The 24,633-nt window shown below is 62.5% G+C and carries 21 protein-coding genes; 7 read left to right on the forward strand and 14 right to left on the reverse strand.

Translation table 11 applies throughout. From position 1 onward, the window contains the following. Positions 1-11 precede the first annotated feature (11 nt). Positions 12-389, forward strand: coding sequence for an oxalurate catabolism protein HpxZ (gene hpxZ / locus JJB74_RS12280; RefSeq protein WP_200592153.1), 378 nt, complete (start codon positions 12-14; stop codon positions 387-389). 137 nt (positions 390-526) lie between these two features. Here the strand turns inward: hpxZ and JJB74_RS12285 are convergent, their stop codons facing one another. Then, positions 527-1,762, reverse strand: coding sequence for an MFS transporter (locus tag JJB74_RS12285; protein WP_200592154.1), 1,236 nt, complete (start codon positions 1,760-1,762; stop codon positions 527-529). 147 nt (positions 1,763-1,909) lie between these two features. On the opposite strand from JJB74_RS12285, the gene JJB74_RS12290 reads away from it, so the two are divergent. From JJB74_RS12290 to JJB74_RS12310, 5 genes are all read left to right on the forward strand, one after another. After that, positions 1,910-2,821 carry a LysR family transcriptional regulator gene (locus JJB74_RS12290; protein ID WP_234484153.1) on the forward strand — a complete coding sequence of 304 codons (912 nt, stop codon included), beginning with the start codon at positions 1,910-1,912 and terminating at the stop codon, positions 2,819-2,821. A gap of 460 nt (positions 2,822-3,281) precedes the next feature. Continuing rightward, positions 3,282-4,517 (forward strand): PQQ-dependent sugar dehydrogenase, encoded by a 1,236-nt coding sequence (locus JJB74_RS12295; protein ID WP_234484154.1) that lies wholly within the window; start codon positions 3,282-3,284, stop codon positions 4,515-4,517. After that, positions 4,504-4,824 carry a c-type cytochrome gene (locus JJB74_RS12300; RefSeq protein ID WP_200592157.1) on the forward strand — a complete coding sequence of 107 codons (321 nt, stop codon included), beginning with the start codon at positions 4,504-4,506 and terminating at the stop codon, positions 4,822-4,824. Before JJB74_RS12295 ends, JJB74_RS12300 begins: the two co-directional genes overlap by 14 nt. A 252-nt stretch (positions 4,825-5,076) precedes the next feature. After that, the gene (gene opgC, locus JJB74_RS12305) at positions 5,077-6,342 is read left to right on the forward strand and encodes an OpgC domain-containing protein (protein WP_200592158.1); all 1,266 of its coding nucleotides are present in this window, start codon (positions 5,077-5,079) and stop codon (positions 6,340-6,342) included. 182 nt (positions 6,343-6,524) lie between these two features. After that, complete coding sequence (locus JJB74_RS12310) at positions 6,525-7,271, forward strand: family 16 glycosylhydrolase (RefSeq protein ID WP_200592159.1); 747 nt, start codon at positions 6,525-6,527, stop codon at positions 7,269-7,271. A 39-nt stretch (positions 7,272-7,310) separates the two neighbouring features. Here the strand turns inward: JJB74_RS12310 and JJB74_RS12315 are convergent, their stop codons facing one another. The 11 genes from JJB74_RS12315 to JJB74_RS12365 all read right to left on the reverse strand — a co-directional run bounded on the left by JJB74_RS12315 (position 7,311) and on the right by JJB74_RS12365 (position 20,693). After that, positions 7,311-8,462: a sugar phosphate nucleotidyltransferase gene (locus JJB74_RS12315; RefSeq protein ID WP_200592160.1), complete on the reverse strand. Its 1,152-nt coding sequence runs from the start codon at positions 8,460-8,462 to the stop codon at positions 7,311-7,313. An 18-nt stretch (positions 8,463-8,480) separates the two neighbouring features. Then, the gene (locus JJB74_RS12320; protein ID WP_200592161.1) at positions 8,481-8,822 is read right to left on the reverse strand and encodes an STAS domain-containing protein; all 342 of its coding nucleotides are present in this window, start codon (positions 8,820-8,822) and stop codon (positions 8,481-8,483) included. A 37-nt stretch (positions 8,823-8,859) separates the two neighbouring features. Continuing rightward, on the reverse strand, positions 8,860-9,876 hold the full coding sequence (locus JJB74_RS12325; protein WP_200592162.1) for a hypothetical protein: 1,017 nt from the start codon (positions 9,874-9,876) through the stop codon (positions 8,860-8,862). Positions 9,877-9,882: 6 nt separating this feature from the next. Further along, a complete protein-coding gene (locus tag JJB74_RS12330; RefSeq protein WP_200592163.1) occupies positions 9,883-11,322 on the reverse strand; it encodes a DUF3131 domain-containing protein in 1,440 nt (479 codons plus the stop codon). Beyond that, positions 11,316-12,704: a DUF3131 domain-containing protein gene (locus JJB74_RS12335; RefSeq protein WP_200592164.1), complete on the reverse strand. Its 1,389-nt coding sequence runs from the start codon at positions 12,702-12,704 to the stop codon at positions 11,316-11,318. Before JJB74_RS12335 ends, JJB74_RS12330 begins: the two co-directional genes overlap by 7 nt. A 41-nt stretch (positions 12,705-12,745) precedes the next feature. Then, on the reverse strand, positions 12,746-14,092 hold the full coding sequence (locus JJB74_RS12340; RefSeq protein ID WP_200592165.1) for a DUF3131 domain-containing protein: 1,347 nt from the start codon (positions 14,090-14,092) through the stop codon (positions 12,746-12,748). Next, positions 14,089-15,936, reverse strand: coding sequence for a glycosyltransferase (locus JJB74_RS12345; RefSeq protein WP_200592166.1), 1,848 nt, complete (start codon positions 15,934-15,936; stop codon positions 14,089-14,091). Before JJB74_RS12345 ends, JJB74_RS12340 begins: the two co-directional genes overlap by 4 nt. A gap of 207 nt (positions 15,937-16,143) precedes the next feature. After that, positions 16,144-16,626, reverse strand: coding sequence for an ATP-binding protein (locus JJB74_RS12350; protein ID WP_200592167.1), 483 nt, complete (start codon positions 16,624-16,626; stop codon positions 16,144-16,146). 125 nt (positions 16,627-16,751) lie between these two features. After that, positions 16,752-18,458 (reverse strand): SpoIIE family protein phosphatase, encoded by a 1,707-nt coding sequence (locus tag JJB74_RS12355; protein ID WP_200592168.1) that lies wholly within the window; start codon positions 18,456-18,458, stop codon positions 16,752-16,754. Further along, positions 18,452-18,595 (reverse strand): hypothetical protein, encoded by a 144-nt coding sequence (locus tag JJB74_RS12360; protein ID WP_200592169.1) that lies wholly within the window; start codon positions 18,593-18,595, stop codon positions 18,452-18,454. Before JJB74_RS12360 ends, JJB74_RS12355 begins: the two co-directional genes overlap by 7 nt. A gap of 226 nt (positions 18,596-18,821) precedes the next feature. Beyond that, positions 18,822-20,693, reverse strand: coding sequence for a CocE/NonD family hydrolase (locus tag JJB74_RS12365; protein ID WP_200592170.1), 1,872 nt, complete (start codon positions 20,691-20,693; stop codon positions 18,822-18,824). A gap of 461 nt (positions 20,694-21,154) precedes the next feature. On the opposite strand from JJB74_RS12365, the gene JJB74_RS12370 reads away from it, so the two are divergent. Beyond that, entirely contained in the window at positions 21,155-22,222 is a 1,068-nt protein-coding gene (locus JJB74_RS12370) for a TAXI family TRAP transporter solute-binding subunit (RefSeq protein ID WP_200592171.1), read from the forward strand. A gap of 46 nt (positions 22,223-22,268) precedes the next feature. Here the strand turns inward: JJB74_RS12370 and JJB74_RS12375 are convergent, their stop codons facing one another. Together JJB74_RS12375 and JJB74_RS12380 are read right to left on the reverse strand one after the other, a co-directional pair. Then, the gene (locus JJB74_RS12375) at positions 22,269-22,973 is read right to left on the reverse strand and encodes a TetR/AcrR family transcriptional regulator (protein WP_200592172.1); all 705 of its coding nucleotides are present in this window, start codon (positions 22,971-22,973) and stop codon (positions 22,269-22,271) included. Between the two features lie 165 nt (positions 22,974-23,138). After that, positions 23,139-24,386 (reverse strand): sensor domain-containing phosphodiesterase, encoded by a 1,248-nt coding sequence (locus JJB74_RS12380; RefSeq protein ID WP_200592173.1) that lies wholly within the window; start codon positions 24,384-24,386, stop codon positions 23,139-23,141. Positions 24,387-24,633: the final 247 nt, after the last annotated feature.

A 24,633-nucleotide genomic window follows, 5' to 3' on the forward strand; every position in this document is an offset into this window, starting at 1 on the left:
AGTTTTCGCTAATGGTGATCAATGAACCGCAGGTGCTGGCCGAACTGGAGAAGGTCTTCGCCGAGTATGAGCAGGCGCTGGTCGGGAACGACATCGCCACGCTGGACCGCCTGTTCTGGAATTCGCCGCACACGCTGCGCTACGGCGCCGGTGAAAACCTGTACGGGTTCGACGAGATACAGGCGTTTCGCAATGCCAGGCCGGCGCACAATCTCAATCGCACCGTCATCCGCACTGCGCTGACCAGCTTTGGCAAGGACTACGGCGTGACCAACATCGAGTTCAAGCGCGCCGGCAGCGAGCGCACCGGGCGCCAATCCCAGACCTGGGTGCGTTTCGAGGATGGCTGGAAGGTCGTCGCTGCGCATGTCAGCCTGATGACGAGCTGATCTTCATCGCGCTCACTTGTGTTCAGGCTTACTGGTGCCGATGCACCACCACGCCGAGGAACAGGAAATCCGGCCGCGCTGCGGGCACCGTTTCTATTGGCTACACCAGCCTTGCGAGACTACGCGGCACGTATCGGTTAACGCAGATGACAGGCTTGCTCAAGGTGCTTGGGCCTGCCGACTTTGCGCAAGCGGTAGCCGGCCCAGAGCAGCAATATCGCCAGCGGCATCGTCGCGCCGGCAATGGTCAGGCCGAACCAGCCGCCGGCCGCAAAGCTGGCGCTGGCGATGCCCGATCCGGCAGCCGCACCGACGAAGCCGGAACCGATGAAGACGGTGGTGATGCGCGCCCGCGCCTGGGGCGCGAGTTGATAGATGACCGACTGGTGTGCCACCTGCAGTCCCATCACGCCGATGTCCAGCAACAGCACGCCAGCCAGCAGGGCGACCAGCGTATGGGCGCCGAAGCCGATGAATACCCAGGACGCCAGCGTGAGCAGCGCGAGGCCCCAGGTTGCGGCATTGCCATGGCCCCGGTCGGTCAGCCGGCCGACGGTATTCGCGGCAAGCGCGCCGGCGGCGCCGACCAGTCCAAACAAGCCGATCTGTGCTTCGCCGTAATGGTAGGGCGCCCCGGAGAGCAGAAAGGTCAGCCCGGTCCAGAAAACGCTGAAGGTGCCCAGGCCAAGCGCCGAAAAGAGCGCGCGCTGGCGCAGCAGCGGTTCGGCGCGGACGATATCGGCCAGCGAATGCAGCAGCTTGCCGTATTGCAGTGTGCCGCGCGGCGCTTCCGCAGGCAGGATCTGCCGCAGCGCAACCAGCAGTATCGACACCGCCAGCGCAGCGATCACATACATCGGCCGCCAACCGCCGCTCAGTCCGGCAACGGCACCAGCGACGGTACGCGCCAACAGGATGCCGAGCAGAAGGCCAGTCATGACGGTGCCGACCATGCGGCCGCGGCTCTGGTCCGGCGCATGGGAGGCGACCATCGAGGTAATCACCATCACCGCGCTCGACGACATGCCGATCAGCAGTCCGGAAAACGCAAAGACCACGAAGTTCGGGCTGAGCGCCGCAAGCATCAGCGAGGCGATGTTCGCGCCAAGCATCAGCGACAGCAGGGAGCGACGGTCGAGTACGTCGCTCAGGGGCACCAGCAGGAACACGCCCAGCACATAGCCGATCTGGGTCGTGGTGACCAGGTAGCCGGCCCAGCTGAGCCGGATATGAAACGACGCCGCCAGCAGGGCCGTCAACGGCTGTACGTAATACAGGTTGGCGACCAGGACGCCGGCCGCCAGGGCGAACAGGAACAGCCGGATGGGTGAGAGCAGCTTGCCGGCGTCGGCAGCGGTGGAGAGGGGTGACATGGGCAGACCTTTCAGGGGAGTGTTGGTGTACTTGACGGTCCCCAGTCTAGGCGGGTCGGCGATGAAGATAATTACCGCATAATGCGCCTTTACAATTCGTTTTATATGAACAATAGGTAGGTGAACATCGTGGACCGGCTCAAGGCGATGCAAACTTTTGTACGTATTGTCGAAGCGAACAGCTTCTCGAAGGCGGCAGAGACCATGAACCTGCCCCGCGCGTCGCTGACCGCAACCATGCAGAACCTGGAGGCTTACCTGGGCACGCGGCTCCTGCACCGCACGACGCGGCGCATCTCGCTGACGCCCGACGGCGCCGGATACTACGAGACCTGCCTGCGCATCCTCGGCGAAATCGATGAAGCGGAAAATGCATTTCGCGCCCAGGCTGCGCATGACCCGAGCGGAAAGTTGCGGCTGGATCTGCCGGGTGCGCTGGGAAGAAACCTGGTGCTGCCGCAACTGGGCCGCTTCATGGCGCTGTATCCGCGGATCGAACTGGTTCTGAGTCTGGGCGACCGGCTGGTCGACCTGACCCGCCAGGGCGTGGATTGCGCAGTGCGGGTCGGGAGCCTGCAGGACTCGTCGCTGGTCGGTCGCCAGATCGGCTCGATGCAATTCGCCACTTGCGCGGCGCCGTCCTACCTGCAGCGCCATGGCACGCCGGTTGGCCTCGACGATCTGGAGCGGCATGTCGCCGTGGTGCATCTGTCGGGCCGCACCGGGCGCGGGCTGGACATGGACTTCGTGGTCGATGGCAAGGTCGTACCGGTAAAAATGAATGGCCGGATCGCGGTCGACGATGCCGATGCCTATGTCTCCTGCGGCCTGCAAGGCCTGGGGCTGATCCAGGCGGCGCGCTACCAGGTCGCCGCGCACCTGGCGTCGGGCGCGCTGGCGGAAGTGCTGCCGCAGTGGCGCCCGGCGGCAATGCCGGTATCGCTGATTTATCCGCAGGGCCGGTCGTCGGCGCCCAGGGTGCGCGCCTTCATCGCGTGGATCAGCGAGGTGTTCCATCAGCATCCCGACTTTCAGGACGACGTCAGCGGTGCGCGCTGAAGACCGGCGCGATTGCGGTCGCTGCCATCCATGCCTGGATAGACTTCAACCGATGCAGCTCCCCAAGGGCCCGTCGTCACCGCTGCCATATCGTTCAATGTCCGCTCCGATTGCCTCGCGATCAGCATATCTGCGGGGTCAGGCCAGCATTTGAATCCGGCCCGCATCGGGGCATTTGAAAATGGTTTGAACAGGCTTACTGGGGCGTAATGTAGATTATGTAAAACTAGCTATATCAGGATGCGCTGTGCAACGAGACGACGCGTACCTTTGCACACCGATCCTCTTTGTGCGCAACACCGAAATTTTCCGCACGAAAAAGTCAAATGAAAATATTTGCATCGCGGCATGCCTTTTGTTCATTGTGCTTTCTAAAAGTTGTCGCTTAGCATACCCTCCAGAAATTAGAACAATTTTCACACCCCTAGGAGACAACATGAGAGCGAAGCACAGCATCGCCATGGCTGCGGCCGTCCTGATTGCATCGGCATCGGCGCTGGTCCATGCGGACGACAACCTGCAGAAACTTGAGGGCTTCAAGAGCACCGGGGCATCCCTGGACATCGAAACCGTGCCGCAAACCGGCGCGCGCGCCGACGCGCTGCGCTCGAACCTGAAGAACATCAAGCTGCCGCCCGGTTTCAAGATCGATCTGTATGCGGTAGTGCCTGACGCGCGCCACATGGCCGTGGGCCCGTCCACCGGCATCGTCTACGTCGGCACCCGCAAGACCCGCGTCTGGGCCGTCACCGACCGCACCAAGACCCGCGTGGCCGATGAAGTGAAAGTGTTCTCGCCCTCGATTCCGATGCGCGTGCCCAATGGCGTGTGCTTCTCGCCGGATGGCGTGCTGTACGTGGTCGAGCACAACCGCGTGCTCGCCTTCCCGGCCGCCGAGTTCTTCTATGAAGGCCCGGACGTGGCAGCAGCGCAGGTCGTGCCGCAGGGCCAGCTGATCCCGACCACCGAGGAAAGCTTCAACCACGGCGCGCGCACCTGCCGCATCGGTCCGGACAACAAGCTCTACATCACGCTGGGCAACCCGTTCAATGTGCCGGCCAAGGAAAAGCTCGCGCTATACGGCAAGACCGGCATGATGGGCATCATCCGCATGGACCAGGATGGCAAGAACCGCGAGGTGTTCGCCCAGGGGGTGCGCAACTCGGTGGGCATGGACTTCAATCCGAAGGACAAGACCCTGTGGTTCACCGATAACCAGGTCGATGGCATGGGCGACGACACCCCGCCGGGTGAGCTGAACCGCGCGGCCAAGGCTGGCGAGAACTTCGGCTTCCCGTATTACGGTGGCGGCCATGTGCGTACCGTCGAATACAAGAGCGATACCCCGCCGGCCAACGCCGTGTTCCCGGAAGTCGAGTTCGCTGCGCATGCGGCTGACCTTGGCATGAACTTCTATCGCGGCAACATGTTCCCGGCCAAGTACCAGGGCGGCGTATTCGTGGCCGAACATGGCTCCTGGAACCGCACCACCCCGATCGGCGCGCGCGTGATGTTCGTGCCGGTGGGCTCCGATGGTCATGCCGGCAAGGCTGAAGTCTTTGCCGACGGCTGGCTGACGAAGTCGAACGAGTACATGGGCCGCCCGGTCGACGTGGCGCAGCTGCCGGATGGCTCGCTGCTGGTGTCGGACGATTACGCCGGCGCCATCTACCGCATCTCGTATGCCGGCAAGTAAGTTCAGAGCGCTCGTTCTGGCCCTGCTGACGGGCGCGGCCTCCCTTGCCTACGCGCAGGGAGCCGCGCCCGCGAAGGCGGCGCAGTGCTTCGCCTGCCATGGTGCCGACGGCATCGCCAAGATGCCCGACGCGCCGAATCTGGCAGGCCAGAACGAAAGCTATCTGATCAAGGCGCTGCACGATTTCAAGTCGGGCCATCGCGAAAACGAGATGATGTCGCTGATGGCCAAGCCCTTGTCGGATGAGGACATCCAGCAGCTCGCGGCTTACTTCAGCGGTTTCACGATCAGCATCAAGCGTCCCTGAGAAGGAACGCTGAACGAGGGGGCAGCTCGCAGCTTGCCCCCCTTCTTTTCTTCCCCGGCCGCAGGCAAGGAAAACTTCGCCGAGCGCGCCTCCGTTTCTCTTGCGGTCGGCTGCCGCAGCGAGCGCACAAAAACCATGCTTCGCTCACGAACCGCGCAATGCCTGCGTGGAACGACCTCGTGATGAAAGCATCTATCAGCTATCACGCGGCACCCGAGCAAGCAACAGCAGCGTCCTCACCCTTTTCGAGATATGGCTTCCAACGAAATCGGCGCACCCACTCACGGACCGTTTCCCGCGCAACAACCGGCTACGCATGCGCTTCACGCCAGCTGGCGCTATGACGACCGCGGCTGGACCCGCGATCTGCGCATCGATTTCCTGCGCGGTTTCGTCTTTGTTCTGCTGTTCACCAGCCACTTCCCGTTCTTTTCCTGGTTCTCGCTGATCGGCTGGGAGCGGCTTGGCGTCATCTCCTCCGCGGAGATGTTCATTCTGCTGTCCGGCATCGTCACCGGCGCCGTCTACGGCAAGCGCTTGAAGACCGATGGTCTGGATGAATGCACGGTCAAGCTGCTCAAGCGCTCCTGGACGCTGTACAAGACCGCCGTAATCGCGGCCGGCATCGTGGCCTTGCTGCGCCTGCTGCCCTGGCTGGACATGACCGCGCTGACCACGTTCACGGACCCGGTCACCGGCAAGGTCTACCCGCTGTATCCGCCTCTGGATGCCGGCTTCCTGTCGAACCTGTTTCATGTGCTGGTGCTTGCCGCCAGCCCGCATCAGTTCCAGATCGTCGGCCTGTATGTGGTGTTGTTCATCCTGACGCCGTTCCTGTTCTGGGCCATCGATCGCGCCTGGACTGTCCCGCTGCTGATCCTCAGCTGGGTCTGTTACTTCATCAATGTCTTCACGCCCGAGACGCAACCCGGGACCGCGGAAATTACGATCACCGTCGGCCAGTTTGAATATGCATTTCCCCTGATCGCCTGGCAGGTGCTGTTCGTGCATGGCGTCGTCGTCGGCTATTTCCGCCGGCAGATCATGGATTTCTTCGCGACAGTGCCAGGCCGCGCGCTGATTGCGCTGTGCATCCTGCTTTCGCTCGCGCTGATGGCGTTCTCACTGAACCATCCGCTGGAACAGATGCCTTCCTGGTCGAAGCTCAGCATCGTCCCGAGCGCGAGTTTCGACGCGCTGTACCACGCCTACTTCCTCAAGTACAAGCTCGGCTTCGGCCGGATCGTCAACATCACGGCGCTGCTCGTCTCCGGCATGGCGCTATTGACCGTGGCATGGAAACCGATCCACAAGTGGCTCGGCTGGCTGTTCATACCGCTGGGGCAGGAATCGATGTACGTGTTCTTCATGCACCTTTTCCTGATCCTCCTGGTGTTCAATACGCCCTTGCCCGATCTGGACAATGTATGGCTCAACACCGCCCTGCATGCGGCGGCCATCCTTACCTGCTGGATCATGGTGAAAACACGCTTCCTGTTCCGGTGGGTGCCGCACTGAACCACACAGGCGTGCCAGGCTTTGAAAACCCGCTGCGTGCGCTTATCCCTGCTTCCGCGTGTGCCAACGCAATATGCTGTACTGCCCAAGCAACAAGCTGCCAAAAACTATTGCCGCACAGAAACTGACACCACTATAATATTTCTGCAGGGAAATATTATAAACAGCACGTGGATGTCATCATGCGATTCAAGCCGCTCCAGCGCCATCTGGCCAAACTCATTACGCCTTTGCTGCTGATCGGCAGCACTGTTCTTCCGATGTCAGCCTCCGCGCAAAGCACGCAAGTTTTCTTTGACGACTTCACTGCCAAGGGCAGTCTCGGCAGCGCCTGGCAGGTTTCTTCCTGGGTGAATGGCCATCCGTTTGGCTGCACCTTCTCGACGCAGGATGTGTCTGTCAACAAGAGCCTGCTGACGCTCAGCTTCAGCGGCAATTCCGGCAAATGCGCGGAGGTCCGCACCGTCAAGTCATGGCAGTACGGCAGCTTCTCGGTCAGCATGAAGCCGGCCAATGTCGCTGGCACGGTCAGCTCGTTTTTCCTTTATACCGGCGTCGCCGGAACGAGCACCCATTACGAGATCGACATCGAATTCCTCGGCGGCTCGAACATCCTTCATACCAATTACTGGCTGGCGGGCCAGCAGTATCCGCTCGATATCGACTTGTCGACCCTGGGCATCAATCCGTACAAGTCGCTGCGCAAATATGGCTACTCCTGGACATCGACCGGCATCGCCTGGTACGTGATGACCGATGCCGGCCAGTGGCTGCAGCTGCGCCAGGTCGCGGTCCCGGCCATGCCGGCGATGCAACTGATGATGAATGCCTGGTACGGCGACAACCTGGATACCGCGCTGCAGTTTCCCGGGTATTACGCGGGCCAGGCCGGTTCGGCCCAGTACGATTCGGTGTCGATCAGCCAGTAGTCTTCAACGGCGCCTGAAAAAACGCTCCCGGGCTAGGCGCTAAGGGCTTGCCGCCTCGCGCAAGGCTTCATACACCGGGTCATGCATGACCTGCCTGCGCGCGTCGTCCAGCAGCCAGCCGATATCGGCATCGTTGATGTCCACCGAAGCGCCGTAAGGATCGATGAGCTTGCCGGCGAAGACGATGCTGTCCGAGACATTGGCGGCGGAGCTGACACGGGTGTAATCGTCCAGGATGCTTTCGCGCACCACTGCGCCTGCTTCAATCACGCAGTTCGAGCCGATCAGCGTGGGACCGGTGATCTGCGCGCCATCGCCGATGGACGCGCCGCTGCCGATATACACCGGCCCGCTGACATGGATGCGGTCCCAGTTGGCGCGCACGCCCAGGCCCGCGCGTATGCCCGGCCGGATCTCCCTGCCCGGCAGGCGAAAGCCCTGGACCTGCCCGGTCAGCGCCAGTCGCGTCGCATTCCAGAAGTCCACTACGGAGCCGATGTCCACCCATTGGAATGGCAGCGACACCGCGTGCACCGGCAGGCCCTTGCGGATCAGGTCCGGGAACAGCTGGCCGCCGATGTCGTATTCCTGGCCCGCGGGAATGTGATCGAAGATGGCCGGCTCGAAGACATAGATGCCGGTATTGATCTCGGTGGACGCCGCTTCCGCGATGCTCGGCTTCTCCTGGAAACGCAATACCCTGCCCGTGTCGTCGGTGACCACCACGCCATACTTCGACACTTCCTCGCGCGGCACCGAGCGTGTGACGATGCTCGCTATCGCGCCGCTGCGCCGATGGCTGTCGATCACGGCCTTCAGGTCGACATCGATCAGCGCATCGCCGCAAAGCACGACGAAGCTTTGATCGAAGAAGCGGCAGAAGTCCTGGATGCGGCGCATGCCGCCGGCCGAACCGATGGGCTTGTCGATGAATTCGCCATTCTCGAGCTCGCCTTCATAGGAATAGGCGATCTCTACGCCGAAGCGGTCGCCGTCGCGGAAATAGTTCTCGATGTGGCCGGACAGGTAGCTGGTGTTGATGTAGATCTCATCGAATCCATGCCGCGCAAGATGCTCGATGATGGATTCCATCACGGGCTTGCGGACCAGGGGAATCATCGGCTTGGGCATCACCGAAGTCAGCGGCCGTACCCGGGTACCCTTGCCGGCGGCCAGAATCATGGCTTTCATGGTCGGATCCTCTTCAGGCTATGCAGCGGCGCGCCTGAGCGCGTCCTCGCGGGTGTCGGCAATGGCAAATACCTTGTCCATGCGGGTCAGCTTGAACAGGCTCAGCACGCCGCCGCGCACATTGCACACGGCCAGCGCGCCTGTGCCGCCCAGCGCTTTCAGCACCGAGACCATGGCGCCCAGGCCGCTGGAATCCATGAAGTCCACGCCTTCGAGATCCAGCACCAGCCGTTTCTCGCCGCGTCCGATGAGCTCCTGCATTGCGCCCTTGAACGCGGGAGCAACCGAACCGTCCAGGCGCTTCATCGTCGGCCTGACCACAGCCACGTCCTGCTCCTTGCTCACACTGATCAGTTCCATGCCATTCTCCTTTGCTGTGTTTGCCTGATGCACAACCTCACCAGGCCATGCTCCATGAAATCGAGATGCTGCCGTACCGGAAATTGCCCTGCCCTGGCGAACCTGCGTGCCATGGATAGCGATTGCCCGAGTAGTTGTTGTACTGGACCGTGACGGTGCCCGGATGCCAGTCGAAATAGCCGAAGCCGTAGGTGAAGTCCGGATCCCAGGGCTGCTGCTGCGAGCGGTCCGGGTAGTACAGGAAGGTGCCGTTGACATACCAGTTCTCCGGCGTCGTGTAGCGGCACGACAGCGACACCGAGCGCTTGCCCGAGCGCAGCTTCGATGTCTTCAGGTCGGTATAACGCGGCGTGTAGTTGAAGTTGGTCGAGCAGCCGACATCGTCGCGCTCCCTGAGCACCAGCCATGACTTCACCGTTTGCGGAATGACCAGTTTGTAGCCGAGCGACAGTTGCCCCTGCCTGAAATGCGTGAATTCTTCGCGCTGCCCTTCGATCAGGTGGCTGCGATCCGGATTCAGACGGTTGCCGGTGTAATTGCCATACACCAGGCTGAATGTCCCGGGATGCCAGTCGTCGTAGCCGAATACATAGGTAAAGTCGGGATTCCATGGCCTTTGCCTGTCGCCCATCAGATAGCGGTAGAAGGTCACGCCGATGAACCATGCGCTGTACGGGTTGTAGCGAATGTCGGCCTGCAGCGTTGGCGAGACCGCGGGCGAGCCCTGAAAACCGGCGCCCTTGGCTCCGCCCTCCTCGGTGCGCAATGGCATGTCGAGGCCGAGGCGAAGGCGCCAATGGGTGTCTTCAGGCGCCGCGCTGTCGCCTGCCGATGCGCTCGGTGCCACATCGGCGGGTAGTGCCCGACCTTCCCACGACGGCACCTGTTCCGGAAAGCTGCCGGCGCGATTGATCTGCGCCGCGGCCGCCGCATCCGACATACCGTTCAAGCCTTCTGCCGCGCCGCAACTGCCCGCAGCCAGGGCAAGGCCACCGACGATTGCCGCCATGCCCGGCCAGCGGCGCGCGCAGCCTGCGATCCCGGTGATCCGCATGACGCCCTACGGGACCAGCGCCCGGGCCTGCGGCTTGGGCACGCAGGCCGGCCGCTCGGCTGGGAAACAGCGGTTCGGACGGTCATACGGGTCGGCGGTCTGGCGCGCGAGATAGCGCGCCGGCCCCGGCTCGGGCAGCAGCGTTCCCTTCAGCTTGAAGAGCAGCACTTCGAGGATCTCGGCGTTGGTGGTGAGGCCGATGCTGTCGCGCGCGGCGCCGCTGTTCTCCATGCGTCCGTCGAACCAGCCGCGCTCGGCGCTGTACAGCGTCTGCACCGAGCGCATCAGCAGATCCGTGTACTCGCCGGGCCAAAGCACCCACATGCCGAAGGCGGCGCGGGTCGACACCATGGCCAGCTTCGGATATTCCTTGCCGTCCGGTCCCACGGTATTGAAGGCATAGCCGGCGGCGAACACCGCGTCGTAGACCAGGTAAGGCGGCTCGCGCAGCGCGTAGTCGGTGCGCGCGGTCAGCACGCCTTCCCTTTCATGCCGCAAGGCCTGCACCTTGTAGACCGCGTCCGCCATGCCGCGCCAATCGGTCGCGCCTGCGGTGTCTTCACCGGGATACCTGAAGCCGTACTCCATGCCGAGCAGCACATACGGCATGGTCAGCACCGGCGTCTGCACGCCGGACAAGCGCGATTCGCGCGCGTCGTACTGCACCGGAATGCCATAGATGTTGACCGTCTCCGTCTCGGGCTCGCGCCACAGCCGGCGTGCATCGAAGCCCCATGCCGCGAATCCGGCGGCTCCGACCTGCTCGTAACCGAGCCTGCCTTCCTGGTAGCGATTGCGCTTGCCGTTCTCGATCGAGACGCCGTACATGGCGCCGCAGTCGTCGATGACCTGGCAGAAGTTCATCCGGAACACGACCTTGTCGACATATTCGCGGTATTGCGGATAGCGCTCGCCAACGATCCGCATCCAGGCCAGCAGCCTGCCTGTCTCCACCGCGGACCAGCCGATGTCGGCCGGCTTGTTGTCGTAGCTGACCATCTTCCCGGTCAGCGCGTTGTAGACCTTGCCCGGCACGCTGGCTTCGGACAGGTCCATCTGCTGCAGGAATGCGAGCACCCGGGAAAGCCGGGCGTCGAACTCATGGGCGTCGATCAGCTCGATCTCGCGCGCTGCGACCAGTGCGGCAAGGTAATCGCCGAGATGCCACATCGAAAACGTCGGCGTGCGGTCGCTTCCATTCACCAGCCCGTTCTCCGGGTTGGTGTTGTTCTCAAAGTAGCGCCAGGCAATCTTGGCCCATTGGGTTTCCTTCTCCGTGAGCTTGCCGTAGCGCCCGATGCCGCCGACATGCTCGGCATACGCCTTGGCGCGCTCAACGCCGCCGGACAGCAGGCCGCATCCGGCCAGGCTTGCGAGCAGCATCAGCACGGCGCAGCAGCGCAGCCGCTTGCCTATTGCGATCCTCATCGGGCGCAGCATCAGCATGCGGGACCGCCGTCGCCGCGGCATGCCGCATTCGTGTCCGGCTCGCGCGCCACGTTGAAGTTTGTCCGCAGCTCGGCGCCGTAAGGATTCGCCGCCGCCCTTTCCCACAATCCCTTGCGCTGCGCGCCTTCCTTCAACAGCGTGCCCTGTGTCTTGAACAGCAGCGCTTCGAGCATGATGCCGTTGTTATTGGCCGTGAATGCCTTGATCGGCCCCTTGCCGTTCTCCAGCAGCGCTTCATAAAAGCCCTTGCCCGGATCATGCTGTTTGGCGATGGCCGCAAACAGCCGATCGGTGTAATCGGACTTCCACAATACCCACATGCCGAGCGCGGCCTTCAGCGACACCGCCGCGAACTGCGGCACGTACTTGCCGGTATCGGTGATCGTGTTCCACGGAAAGCCATCCGAATACACGGTGTCATAGACGAAATAGGGTTCCTGGTCGAGCTGATGCTCGGAGCGCGCGGTCAGGATGCCGCTGGCCTTGTAGCGGTTCTCCTGCGCCTGATAAACCCGGTTGGCGAAGTCGCGCATCCAGTCGCGTCCCGCCTTCGTGCCAGCGTCGCCCGCCCGGGAACCGGCTTCCCAGCCGAACTCCAAACCGTCGAGCACATAACTCTCCGAGACCACGTAATTGTGCTGGTAGTACTTGCGCGGATCGCGGGTGTCATAGGGCACCTGCACGCAATACACCGGCACCGTCTCGAAGGGCTCCGGCTCGGACGCGCGCCGGGTGGAAAAGCCCCAGAACCGGAAGCCCATCGCCGAATATTCCTCGTAGCCCAGGCGACCTTCCTGCACGTACTGCACCTTCTTCTCGGGCGACAGGCTGGCGCCGTACATCACGCCGTCGCGGTCCAGCACATGGTCGAACTTCCAGCGCAGCACGAAGCGATCGATGCCGTCCGCATGCTCGGGATAGCGCTCCTTGATGATCTTCAGCCAGATCAGCAGGCGCCCGAGATCGATCGCGGAATAACCGATCTCGCCAGGCTTGTTCGCATAGTCCGCCTTCTCGGTGGTTTTGGCGTTGTAGACCTTGTTCGGCAGCTCGCCGCGGAAGAAGTCGAGGCGGTTGAAGGTCTGAATGATCGCGGCAAGCCGCTTGTCCAGCGTCGCGCGGTCGATGATATGCAACTGCTCGGCAGCCACCAGCGCGCCGAGGTAGGAAGCGGTGTCCCACATCGTCGTGGACGGATAGCCGTCGACCGCGTTGACCAGGCCATTCTCCGGCTGAGTGTTGTTCTCGAAGTACTTCCAGGCGATGCGCGCCATCTGCATCTCCTGCTCCGTGAGCGGACCCGAGCGGTGCGCATAGCCGGATGCGGCAAGCGCGCCGGGGCCGCACTGCGCCGCATGTGTCGCCCGTGTCGATACCATGCAGCAGGCCGTTATCAAAACGATCGCGCACACGCGTGTCTTCAATTCCCGCCTCCCTTGCGCAAGCCCAGCAGACGGCCCTGCGCCATATAGGCAAGGCTTTCGAGAACCACCGCGTTGGTATTCGCATTCAGCGAGCGGTTCGGCGCGCCGCCGGCTTCGTATTTGCCGGCATACCAGCCACGCTCGGGATCGTTGAGGCCAGCCACCGCGTCGATCAGCCGGGTGCTGTATTCCGACTGGTACAGCGCATGCCAGCCGAACGCTGCCTTGACGCTCAGCGTGCGCAGCTCCGGCAGCGATTCGCCATTCTCGGTAATGGTGTTCCAGGCGCGGCCGTCGCTGTACACCGCGTTGTAGGCGAAGTAGGGCGCACGGTCGAGGTGGTCTTCGGTGACGGCGGTCGGCACGCCGGTCTTGCGGAAACGTTCCTGTTGCGCGCGGTACACCCGCCACGCCAGTTCCTGCGTCACGCTATCCCAGCCGAATTCGAGGCCGTCGAGCACATACGGCTCGCTGACGACGAAGTTGCGCGCGCCGAATTCCTTCGGATCCCGGTCGTCGACCGGAACATGGATGCCATACACATCGACCCAGGAAAGATGCGGCCGGTAGTCCAGCGCATCGCGCATATCGATGCCGTACAGCGCATAGCCCGCCGCGGCGTACTGCTCATAGCCGAGCCTGCCTTCCTGCAGCTCGCGGGCCGAGCCATCCGCCGCAAGGCTCGTGCCGACAAGGCTGCCGTGGCTGCGCACCCGTGGCAGATCGTAGCGGCTGACCACCCGTGTCACCGCTTCGGCATGCTCAGGGTATTGCAGCGCCACGATGTCCAGCGCCACCAGCAGGCGCCCGATATCGAGGGCGGACCAGCCGATACCATTCGGCGCCGGCTTGCCGCTGTAATCCGCCATCGCCAGCGACGACGTGTCATATGACTTGTTCGGCAGCACATCCCGATACAGGGGCATGCGCGCCAGCGAGCGCAGCGCCTGGTCCATGCGGGCATTGAACTGCGCCGTGTCGATCACATCGATCTTCTGCGCCGCGATCAGCGCCAGCAGGTAGGACGCCGTGTCCCACATCGTGGCCGCGGGATAGTCTTGCACCGAGTTCACGAGGCCGGTCTGCGCGTCGGTGTTGCGCTCGAAATAGCGCCATGCGATGACGGCCCATTCCCGCTCCCTGTCGGTCAATGCGCGCGGTGCCGGCAATGACGGCAGATCCGGGCTGGACTGAACCACAGCAACGCGGCCCGGCCTGTGCTTCGCCGCTTCCCTTTCGCCGACGGCGCTCTGCCGTTCGATCCAGACCGCAAGCAGGGTCGCCACCAGCAGCGCGGCGACGAAGGCGATGGTGCTGCGCGCCTTGACGATGGGCGAAGTCATAGCGCCCCCTGTTTTGCGCCCGCCGCAGCGGCTTCCATGCCGGCGGCGTCTTCCTCGGGCGGGCTCCAGGTCGCCGCGCGTATGATCGGCAACATCACGAGCACATTGTTGGCGGCCCATACCGCGTTCACCATCAGGCTCGGTAACTCCTCGCTCACCCCGAGGCCGAACACCCGGAAGCAGGCGAACACGAAGCCGGCCACGGTCAATGCCGATACAACGATCTGCGGAATCACCAGGCGCAGGAAATTGCCTTCCTGGCGCTCCTTGGGCGTCACCGGGAATTTGATCTTTTCGCCCTTGAGCACGGTCCACAGCGCGCGCAGGTTGACCGAGAAGAAGGATAAGTACGAAGCCTTGCCTTCCCATTGCCAGACGCCCCACATGCCGAACATGAACGCAATCTCGTTGACCACGATGAAAGGCACCGCATGCCAGTAAAAGGATTCGGAATACGAGGACAGCGGCGGGATGCCGGTGAAGAAATAGATGATGGGCGCGGCCAGGAACATCAGATTCCAGATGGCGCCGAAATAGGACCAGAAGGTGGACAGGTACATCAGGCGCTGCGCCGGGGTCATGCGTCCCCGGAACAGTGGGTTATCGCGAAAGCAGATGTCCAGCGTGCCGCCGGCGTACTTGAAGCGCTGGATCATCCATGACAGCAGATCCTGCGGCGACAGCATCTTCGACTCGACCTCGGGATGCATTACCGACTTCCAGCGCCGGTCCACATCGTTGTGCAGCACGATCGAGGTGTAAATGTCTTCGGAGACGTGGAATTTGTACGGCGTGAACTCGGTCTCCAGGATCACCTGCGTGCGCATGGCGTCGCTGAAATCGGCGCGGATCTCGGCGTCGCCGATGTCCTTCGCATAGCGGCTGACTTCCTTGTCCACCGATAGCGCAAAGGCGCGCAGCGCCGCCTGCATCACCGCTTCGCGCCGATGGATCGATCCGGCGCCGCAGCAGAAGGCGGCATTGGCCCAGTTGCGCCGGCGCAGGATGATGTCGTAGAACATCTTCGGATCGTTGATGAACGGGTCGCGTCCCACCGGGTATTCGCCGATGAGCTTCTCCACCGCGCGTCCCAGCCATTCCCCGGGACGGCCGATCTTGCCGCGCAGGTAGACCGGCAGCGGTATGCCCTCGGGGATGTCGTAGAACCATTGCGGCGTCTGCACCCAGGCCACATCGGGATCGCGGAAATAGCCCAGGGTATGCTCGGCAAAAGTTGGGAACAGGCGGGTATCGGCGTCGCAGATGATGATGAAGTCGCCGCTGGTGTTCTCGAGCGCATTGCGCAGGTTGCCCGCCTTGAAGCCGATGTTGCTGGACCGGGTGATGTAATTGACGCCTTCCTCTTCGGCCACAGCGCGCATGGCGGCTCGCTTGCCATCGTCCAGCACATGCACGCGCAGATCCAGCGCATGCGGATAGCGCATCGCCTTGGCGTCGCGTATCGACAGCCGGACCAATTCCTCTTCCTCGCTATAGGTGGTGATGAACACATCCAGCGCCACCGGCCGCTCGAAGTCCGGCGTGTCGTGCACGCAGTCGCGCGCACTGGCCGGTGGCGCCTGGCGCGGTGTATCACGCAGCTTCCACAGGTTGAAGGTGAACAGCACGAGGCCAACATAGGACAGCGTCTCGGCCATAACCAATGGCACGGCGAACCACAGCGCATCCATGTTCAGCGATGATGTCCAGCGCCAGCGCAGGTAATTCGCGCCGAGGACAAGCGCCACCACGACAAGGAATTGCCAGATGAGCTCGATGACGGGGGAATGCGGCAGGGGCGGCGGCGGCCTTCGGTTTTCGAATTGTTGGAAGTAGAAGCGCAATGCCGTTTCCCCTCTCGCTCTGGCCCGGAAGGTCATGCGTCTGGCAATGACTGCGCCAGAACACAGTCATCCACTGCGGCGCATGCAAAGGAACATGCATGCGTCACCTTCAGGGCATTGTTTTCTTGTTTCCTTTTGAAGAAATGTGTCAGCGAAAGTTCGACGGCGATTACTGGAAGTGCAGCACTATTGATCAAATCTGTACCGCTACCCGGAAATCACCGCCTTCTCCATTCTCAGCGTGTTCACGTTCTCGCCGCGCCGATAGGCAATGCGATCGAAGGTCGCTCGCATCAGCGCCAGGCCCATGCCGCTTTCGGGCAGGTGCGCAATGTCAGCAGGGTCGAAGTCGAATGCCTCCGTATCGGCATGGAGCTGCAAGTCCTCCGCCATCGGCTTGCCGTGATCCGTCAGCTCGATCACGATCAGGCCATTCGAGAAGTTGTAGCTGATTTCGATGAAGCCGGGATGGCCTTCGCCGTAGCTGTGCCTGACGATATTGGTCATCGCCTCGACGACACCGATCTCGATTTCGTTTTTCGCTTCCTCACCCACCTCGGCGGGCAGAAACACGCGCAGCGCCTGGGCCACCCGCGCTACATCATCCAGCGTGGCTTCGAACATGAAGCTGGCACGGCGCTCGGCGGCCTGGCGCGGCGCTGCGGGCAAAGGCGGAACATCTTCGGTCATGGCATTCCCTCTTCCATATGCGACCCGGCATGCCGTCTTGCATGGCACGGGGTAGCAAGCGTGCGTACGATGACGACTTCACACGGTGGCGGTTCGGCGCCGGCAGCAAGCATGCGCCAAAGCATTCAAAGTCTGTTATCGAATTCGAGCACGACAAAGGTCATATCGTCCTTTATTTCTCCGGTCCCGTCCTGCCAGTTCAGGATGGCTGCTTCAACGGCGGACTTGATCTCCGGGAGCGAGGCCTGTCCCATGCGCTCGACCACGCTTGCCAGCCCATCGTGCCCGAACTCGCGCCCTTCGGCATTGACTGCTTCGGAGATGCCATCCGAGTAGAGATAAAGCCGCGAGGCGGGCCGAAGCTCTACCGATACCGCTTCATATTCGGCGTTCTCGAGTATGCCGATCGGCAAGCCGCCGCGCCCCAGTACTTGCACACCCTGCTCGTGCGCATGGGTCAACAGCGGATAGGGATGGCCTGCCTGCACCAGAGCAGCGCGGCCGGTCTCGGTATCCAGCAAGCCATACACCATGGTCAGGTACATCCCCGTACGGTTGGTGGCGAAGAATTTGCGGTTTACCTCGCTTGCCACCGCAGCAGCGGTCGTTCGCAAATCTTCTTCACAGCTGTGCAACAGGAACAGCATGTCGCTCTTTGCCGCGTAAATCAGGCGCTGGACCGTGAAGCCCAGCAGCGCCGCTGAAACGCCATGGCCCGACACATCGGTGACATGGAAGCAGACATACCTGTCGTCCAGCGAAAAATAATCGAAGATGTCGCCGCTCAGATAACTCGATGCCAGGAAAAGCCAGTCGAAGCATGCCTTGCCTATGCATTGCGGCAAGGGCAGAAACTGCTTCTGCGTCTCCTGCGCCACGGCCATCTCGGCGTGCAGTTGTCCATAGGCTTGCGACAGTTCGCGGTTGCGGCTGCTCAGCTCTTCCTGGAGCATGGCGCGCGCGCGCTCGGCTTCCTTGCGCTCGCTGATGTCATGGCCAACCGCGACGATGGTATCGGTTTCAGCCGCGCGCAGCCGCTGCATGCGCACTTCCAGCGTTCCGGGCTGCCCGCTTTCGCCAGCCGACGCCCGCTCCACCTCAACGATGACTCGCGGCGCCGCGCCCTCGCGCAGGGACAGCAGCGCCGCTTCGTGCCTGGATGCAGCGGCCTTGCCCAGCATGCGATCGAGCCTGAGCCGCCCTACCCTGCCGGATGCCAGGCCGGCGGAACGAAGCGCCGCGGCGTTGGCATAGATGCCGCGCAGGGATTTCGTGTCCGCCAGCAGAATCTCGTCCGGCAGCTCATCGAGCACCCGGCTCATCATCTGCAGATGCCGTTCCTCGCGCCGCGCCTTGAACAGCACGCCGATCACACGGGATAGCTGCTTGAGCGACTCGACCTGCCAGGTATCCAGCCTGGTCGGCTTGTCGGACAGCACGCACAGCGTGCCAAGCTTGTGCCCTTCCTCGCTGACCAGGGGAACGCCCGCATAGACCCGTATGCCGAGTTCGCCGGTGACGAAGGGATTGTCATGGAAGCGTTCATCGAGCGTGGCGTCGGGCACATGCAGGATGTCTTCCTGGACGATGGCATGGCCGCAGAAGCTGATGTCGCGCTCGGATTCGCGCGGTCCCTTCCAGCCATAGGTGGCCTTGAACCACTGGCGCTTGCGGTCCACCAGCGATATCAGCGCATAAGGCACGCCGCAGATCTTGCCGGCAAGCGATGCGACCTCATCGAATACGGCTTCGAAAGGCGTATCGAGCAATCGATAGCTTTCCAGGTTTTCCAGGCGTTCCGCCTCGTTTTCGGGTATCGGCGCTTTTACCATGGGGCGATCTGATGGGTCGCGCAGTTGTGCTTGCCGAGTCGGCTTTCCATGCGGCTGGGCAAAGGCGGAAGGTAAGGCAGCGCCTGGGTCCATGCCTGCAATGCCATGCCGCCAGCCGGCGGAATGCCGAATCTCATCGCCACCTCACAGTTGCCAAAGACGATGAGACAGGAATAGTGCGCAAGCGTTGGCGCAAGTTGCTGAATGTTTGCGCCTGTCTGCATGCATGCCGCGAGCGGCGCACGCTTCACGGCCATGCGGCCGTCCCGAATGTAGCAATCGTGCCGCCATGATGCCCCGCGACTCGCGCGCGGGACACCGCGGCTGGCGTTTCGAACTGCTCAGTTCGCGCTCAGTTCGCGCTCAATTTACGATCGGCAGCGCAGCGCTGAGCCCGGTGACGTTCACGCTCAGCGGCAAGCGGGTGTGGTAGTTGAAATACTGCGGATGGTAGCCATACACCGCCAGGCCGAGTTTTTCATTTCCGTGCAACACCATGCTGATGCCGGGCAGCTGCACCGTCTGCTCGCCAAAGCCGGCAACGGGCCATACCTGGTCATGCACCAGTTGCTGGCTGCCGTCCGGCAGCATGCGCACCAGGCCCAGGAATACGATCGGCGGATTGTCGGTAGCGGTGGCAAGCGGATCGGTCGGCGCAATGTTCAGATGCACGCTGGCGATGCCCATCAGCGTGCGGTCCGCACCCGAAGCGCCTGCGAGTGTCACCACGCTTGCCGCGTCCGGGCCGGTATAGGCGGCCAGTGCGGGCGAGGACAAGGTCGCCGGATCATTCGGAACCACCACGCCGGCCAGCGCCGGCGGCAAGCCGGTCATCAGGTTCTGCAGTGCCGCCGGACTGGCAGTGACATTCGTGCCGCCGCGTTGAATGATCGGCGCGCCGGACGGATTCGGCCCCAGCTTCGCGACTTCATAACACTTGCCTTCCGCAGTCTCTCCTTTTGGCCCGCTGTTCGGATTGCCGTCTTCCAGCACGGCGCGCACATCCGGCACCGTCAGGTAATCCGCGGAATAGGAAGCGTCGAGGCGGGAATCGATCAGGTTCTGCGACAGGAAGGAGAACGCCAGACGCGCGACCGGCAAGGATTGGCCGCCGCAGGACACATTCTCTTCGGTGAACTTTGATCCGCTGGTGCTGGAGACCAGCACATCGGGATGGCCAAAGCGTACCGCCATGAATTTCGAGGCGCTGTTGGTTTTGCGATAGCACTCGAAGTTCTGGAAGCCTTCGTTCAGATTGAACAGCACATCGTTCGATCCCTGGATGAAGAAGGCGGGAATGCCCGGCTGCTGCATGTCGGGGCTCGCGCCTTCGCAATACGACACGGCGCTGTGCAAGTACATCTTGCGACTGAAGTCGGCGCTGACCTGGTTAAAGGTGCTGGCATCAACGAAGGCCTGGTAGGTGAATGGCTCGGCGCGCCCGAGCCCGGCGGCGCCGACGCCGACCAGCAGCGACAGGTATTCGCTCTTGGGTTGGTTGTAGATGCTGTAGCGCAGGTCATACCAGGTGGTGGTGGGCACGAGCGCATCGATGCGCTTGTCCACGCCGGCGCCTATGGTCTGGTAGCCGCCGCCGTAGGAAAGGCCAACGGCGCCGATCACCGGGTCCGGCACGCCGCTGGCATTTTTCCTATGAGCCAGACGCGGCAGATTGGCTTGCGCCCAGTCGATGATGGCCTTCACATCCCGGCCTTCGATCTCGGGATCCATCACATTCGCGAACCCGCCGGAGTCACCAAAGCCGCGCTGGTCGAAGCTGATCACATACCAGCCCTGCCCCGGCTGCTTGCCGCCCTGCCTGCCGCTGTCGAGCGCCAGCTTCGCCGTCTGCAGCGGTGTATTGGCGGCGTCACTGTAGGCTGTCGTGTCGAGATTCTTGGTGCGCTTGCCTCCCCAGCCGTGGCCTTCGATCAGCAGCGGCGCCGAGTTGCCGACCGGGATATTGGGCGCATAGACGGTGAAGGTGATGACAGTGCCATCGGCGGACACCGCCGAGGCGTCATAACGCGTGGCGGTCTGCGCCGGCGCGAGGTCATTCAATGGCGCCAGCGTGCTTGCATCCACCGTGGCGAGCACAGGATCCGTCGACAGCACCGTGGTGCTCAATGCGTTGACCCGCGGTGTCGCGGAGCTTGTGCTGTCACCGCTGCCGCATGCGGCGAGTGCCGCGGACAATCCGGCGATACCGGCAAGTTTCCAGACGGGGGTTTTCATCGAAATCTCCTTTCAGATGGACGTCGGACGTCGTGATGCTGATTGAGCATTCGCGGTTTTCCATGAGGCCGCGCGGCGCACATGCATCCGATTAGCCGACTTGGAAGTACGACAGTTCCGCTATGCAGAATCTTGTTTTGTTTTTTTATTCTAGCGAAGCGGCATCAGCCCGCCGTTGATTGCAAACAATCGGTTTCCACCGCGTCACAACACGAAATCATTTTTCGCAATGCAAAATGCATGGCTCCGGATGGCACTGCGCGGATCATGAATTTGGAACGTCCGCCAGCGCGGCATACCCGCGATAACGGTGTTACCGGTTTCGGTAGAGCCATCCCGAACTTGAGAGACGTCAATGGCAATCCGACTTCAGGTGATAGAACAGGGCTTCGATCCCCTTATTGCTTGCATCCCGGCAGCGAGTGCCTCGGCATTCATGCGCCGGATCCGGCTCTGTGAACATGAAGCTACTTTCCCTGCTGCTTGCGCTGGCCATGTTGCTGCTGTCGCCGCTGCATGCGGCCGCCATCGACTACAAGATCGTCACCGCATCCGAGCGCGGCACCTATATCCAGATCGGGCGTGACCTGGCGAAATACGTGGCGCCCGCCGCCAATATCGGGCTGGAAGTCTTGCCATCGAAGGGGTCCAGCGAGAATGTGCAGCGCCTGCGCTACGAGCCGGGAGTGAAGCTGGCGCTGGTGCAGTCGGATGTGTACCAGGCCTTTCTCGACCAGGCAGCCGCGGGAAATGCGCAGGCCGGCCGCATGATCAAGCCCTTGCGCGCGGTCATGCCCTTGTACAACGAGGAAATCTACTTCGTCGTCCGCGCCGACTCACCCTTGCAGTACATCCATGAAATCAGGGACCGTAAGCTGGCCATCGGCCCGGTCGGCAGTGGCACCGCATTGTCGGCGACCACGCTGTACCGCCTGATGTTTGGCAAACCGCTGCCGGAAGCCAATGCCACCTATATCAGTAATGAAGAGGCGCTGATCCGGCTGACGACCGACAAATCCATCGATGTCGCCGTCATCGTCGCCGGTCAGCCGGCCAAGCTGTTCGTGGACATGAAGCCGGAGGCGCGCCGTTACATCAAGCTGCTGCGCCTGGACAATGCCGCGCCGGAAACCGAGCGCGCGCTGCAGACCTACTATCCGGCGCAGATCGAGAAGAGCAGCTATCCGAACTGGGTCGACGAACCGGTGCCTACGCTCGCGGTCAAGGCTTTCCTGGTGACCTACGACTACGGCGCCGCGCATGGCACCGCCGACAATCTCGCCGCCTTTGCCAAGTCGCTGTGCTCCAACTTCGACACCCTGCAGGAAAAGGGCCATGCGAAATGGAAGGAAGTGAAGCTCGATCTTCCAACACTCGGCAAGGGCTGGTCCTATTACCCGCCGATGGAACGCGCGTTGCGCAGCTGCCTTGCCAACCGCGGACAGAATGACACGCGCCCGATGCTCAACCCGGCGTCTTCCGGCGCATGCACGCAGCAGCAAAAGGTATTGGGGCTTTGCGGAACCTGAGGCACTGCGGCACGGCGCAAAGAATCGGCAGCGAGCACCGGATTCATTACGTGTCGGCCTCGGTGGCAGCCGCGGCAATGCCGCCGCTCAGGAAGGATGTGATCTGCGCCAGCACCTCGTCCGGATCTTCGGGATGGCAGATGCCGCGTGCGAGTTCCTCGAGCCGGTGCGTATCCGAGAACGCATACATGTAGGCGCCGACCATCAGCGTCACCCGCCAGTACACATCCTTGGCCGGCAGATGCGGCAGGGCTTCGCAGAACGCTTCGACATAGGCGCGGGTAGAGGCATCGTAGGCTTCGTTGCGCAGGCGGTAGGAAATTTCCGGCGGCTCGGTATGCAGCCGGGCCTGCAGCCGGATGAAGGCCCGACCTTCGGGCGTGGCGCGCAGCGCCAGCGTCGGTGTCAGGAACGCGAGAACGATGTCGCGCACCGAAGGCTTGTTGCCATCGCGGCGCAGTGTCGCCAGGTTTTCCAGACGGTCGTCCGATATCTTGCGGCCGCGGCGCAGGAACACCTGTTCGAACAGACCGTATTTCGAGCCGAAGTAGTAACTGATCAGCGCCTGGGTGACCTGCGCCTTCTGCGACACCTCGCGCAGTGTGGTGCCGGCATAGCCGAGGTCGGCGAAGGTCACTTCGGCGGCATCGAGTATGGTTTCGCGCACATTGCTGCCTGCGCCTTCCGGCCGTCCTATCTTTCCCCGCCGGGCAACGGCTGATGCCGTGGGCTGCCGACTCGCGTTCGCCATGGGTTCCGCCTCCCTCTCGGTCTCTTCTGGAGGCGGGGATTCTAGCAAATCGGCGCGCGCTGAAGGCGCAGCGGAAAACGGCTGCGGCTCGCCTTGGGCCGACCCGTCGGTGATATCGGTCAGCGAGCTTTCAACTCTCTGCGGGCATTGAAGGACGATCGCAGCTCAAGCGTCCATCCTGCCGCATCTGGCCACCACATCTTCGATCCTCATTGGCGCGCCGAGCAGAAAGCCTTGCGCCAGCGGTATGCCGATGCGTATCAGCGTGCTGAGTTCCCCGAGCGTCTCGATGCCTTCGGCAACGATCTTTGCGCCGGTTTCCCGGGCGAACTCAGCCAGTGCAGCCGTCAGCGCGCGGCGGGCGCTATCGGTATCGATATGCCGCACCAGGCTGACATCGAGCTTGATGATGTCCGGCGCCAACTGCAGGATATGGCGCAGCGACGAATGCCCGGCGCCGGCGTCATCGACGGCGATGCGCACGCCCGCGGTACGCAGCGGCGCGAGCGTTGCCAACAGGTCTTCATAGCGCAGCACCAGCGCATGCTCGGTAATCTCAAGCACGATCCGCTCACAGGGCATGCCCAGCAATTCCGCGGCCAGCGCACCGCTCAGCACCAGGTCCGGCGAAGCATTGATCGATACATACACCTCCTCCGGCAAACGTGGCAGCGCCTGCAGCGCCAGGCGGATCGCGGCAATTTCCAGCGTCTGCGACATGCCGATCTCGGCGGCTTCATGGAACCACAAGTCCGGGGCGCGCAGCGGTTCCGTGGCAAAGCGGGACAAGGCTTCCACGCCGGCGATACGCTTGCCTGCCACATCGCGTATCGGCTGATAAACGACCGACAGCAGGCCGCTGCCAAGCACTTCCTGAATGCGATTGCTGATCTGCCTGTGCTTGCGGATGGCGATCGCCTCATGCTCGATATGCGTGGCGGCCAGGTCCGCGCATACGCGCAACAGGCCGAGATCGCGTTCATTGAGCGTCGCATCCGCGTCGCCACCAAAGCAGCACAGCGTGCCGTACAGGCTGCCGTCGGACAGGGTGACCGGCACACCGATATAGGAGCCTATGCCCAGCGTGCGAGTGATCGGAAGCCGTGACGCCTCCGGATTGGCGGAGGTGTCCGGCAGCACCTGCGGCATGCGGCCATCCACCAGGCGCTGGCAATACGTGTCCTCGAGCGGATCGCCGCCACCGACTTCAACAGGAGAAGACACGTCGCTGGCATCCACCATTCGGAACACGCGTCTTCCCCCCGAAAACTCGGATAGGAAAGCCACGTCCATGGCGAGGTAGTGGCGTATCGACTGCAGGATGCCCGAGAGCGTTTGCTGAGAAGGAACGAGCCCGTCGCTGACAGCCTCGGCGAGCTGGGTAAGAAGATCGGATGGTAAGCGTGCGGACATACGGACGAATGAAAAGAATCGTTGACCGGAACTGCCGCGGCCGCCCGCTGCGGGCCAACCGTTCCCCAGGGCAGAAGTTGGCTTGCCGCCGACTGCCTGCTCTTCGGGAACATTGTTACAAAACTGGTGCAGGATTTCCTTGCAAATAGACGGATGCACGCGTTTCGTCAAAGCTAGCGGCGACGATCACGCTTTGTTCGCTCCCGCGCCGCAGACCTTGTACGTTTCATGCGTACGGTATTGCACG

The sequence above is a fragment of the Noviherbaspirillum pedocola genome (assembly GCF_016632335.1).
Lineage (GTDB): Bacteria > Pseudomonadota > Gammaproteobacteria > Burkholderiales > Burkholderiaceae_D > Noviherbaspirillum_A > Noviherbaspirillum_A pedocola.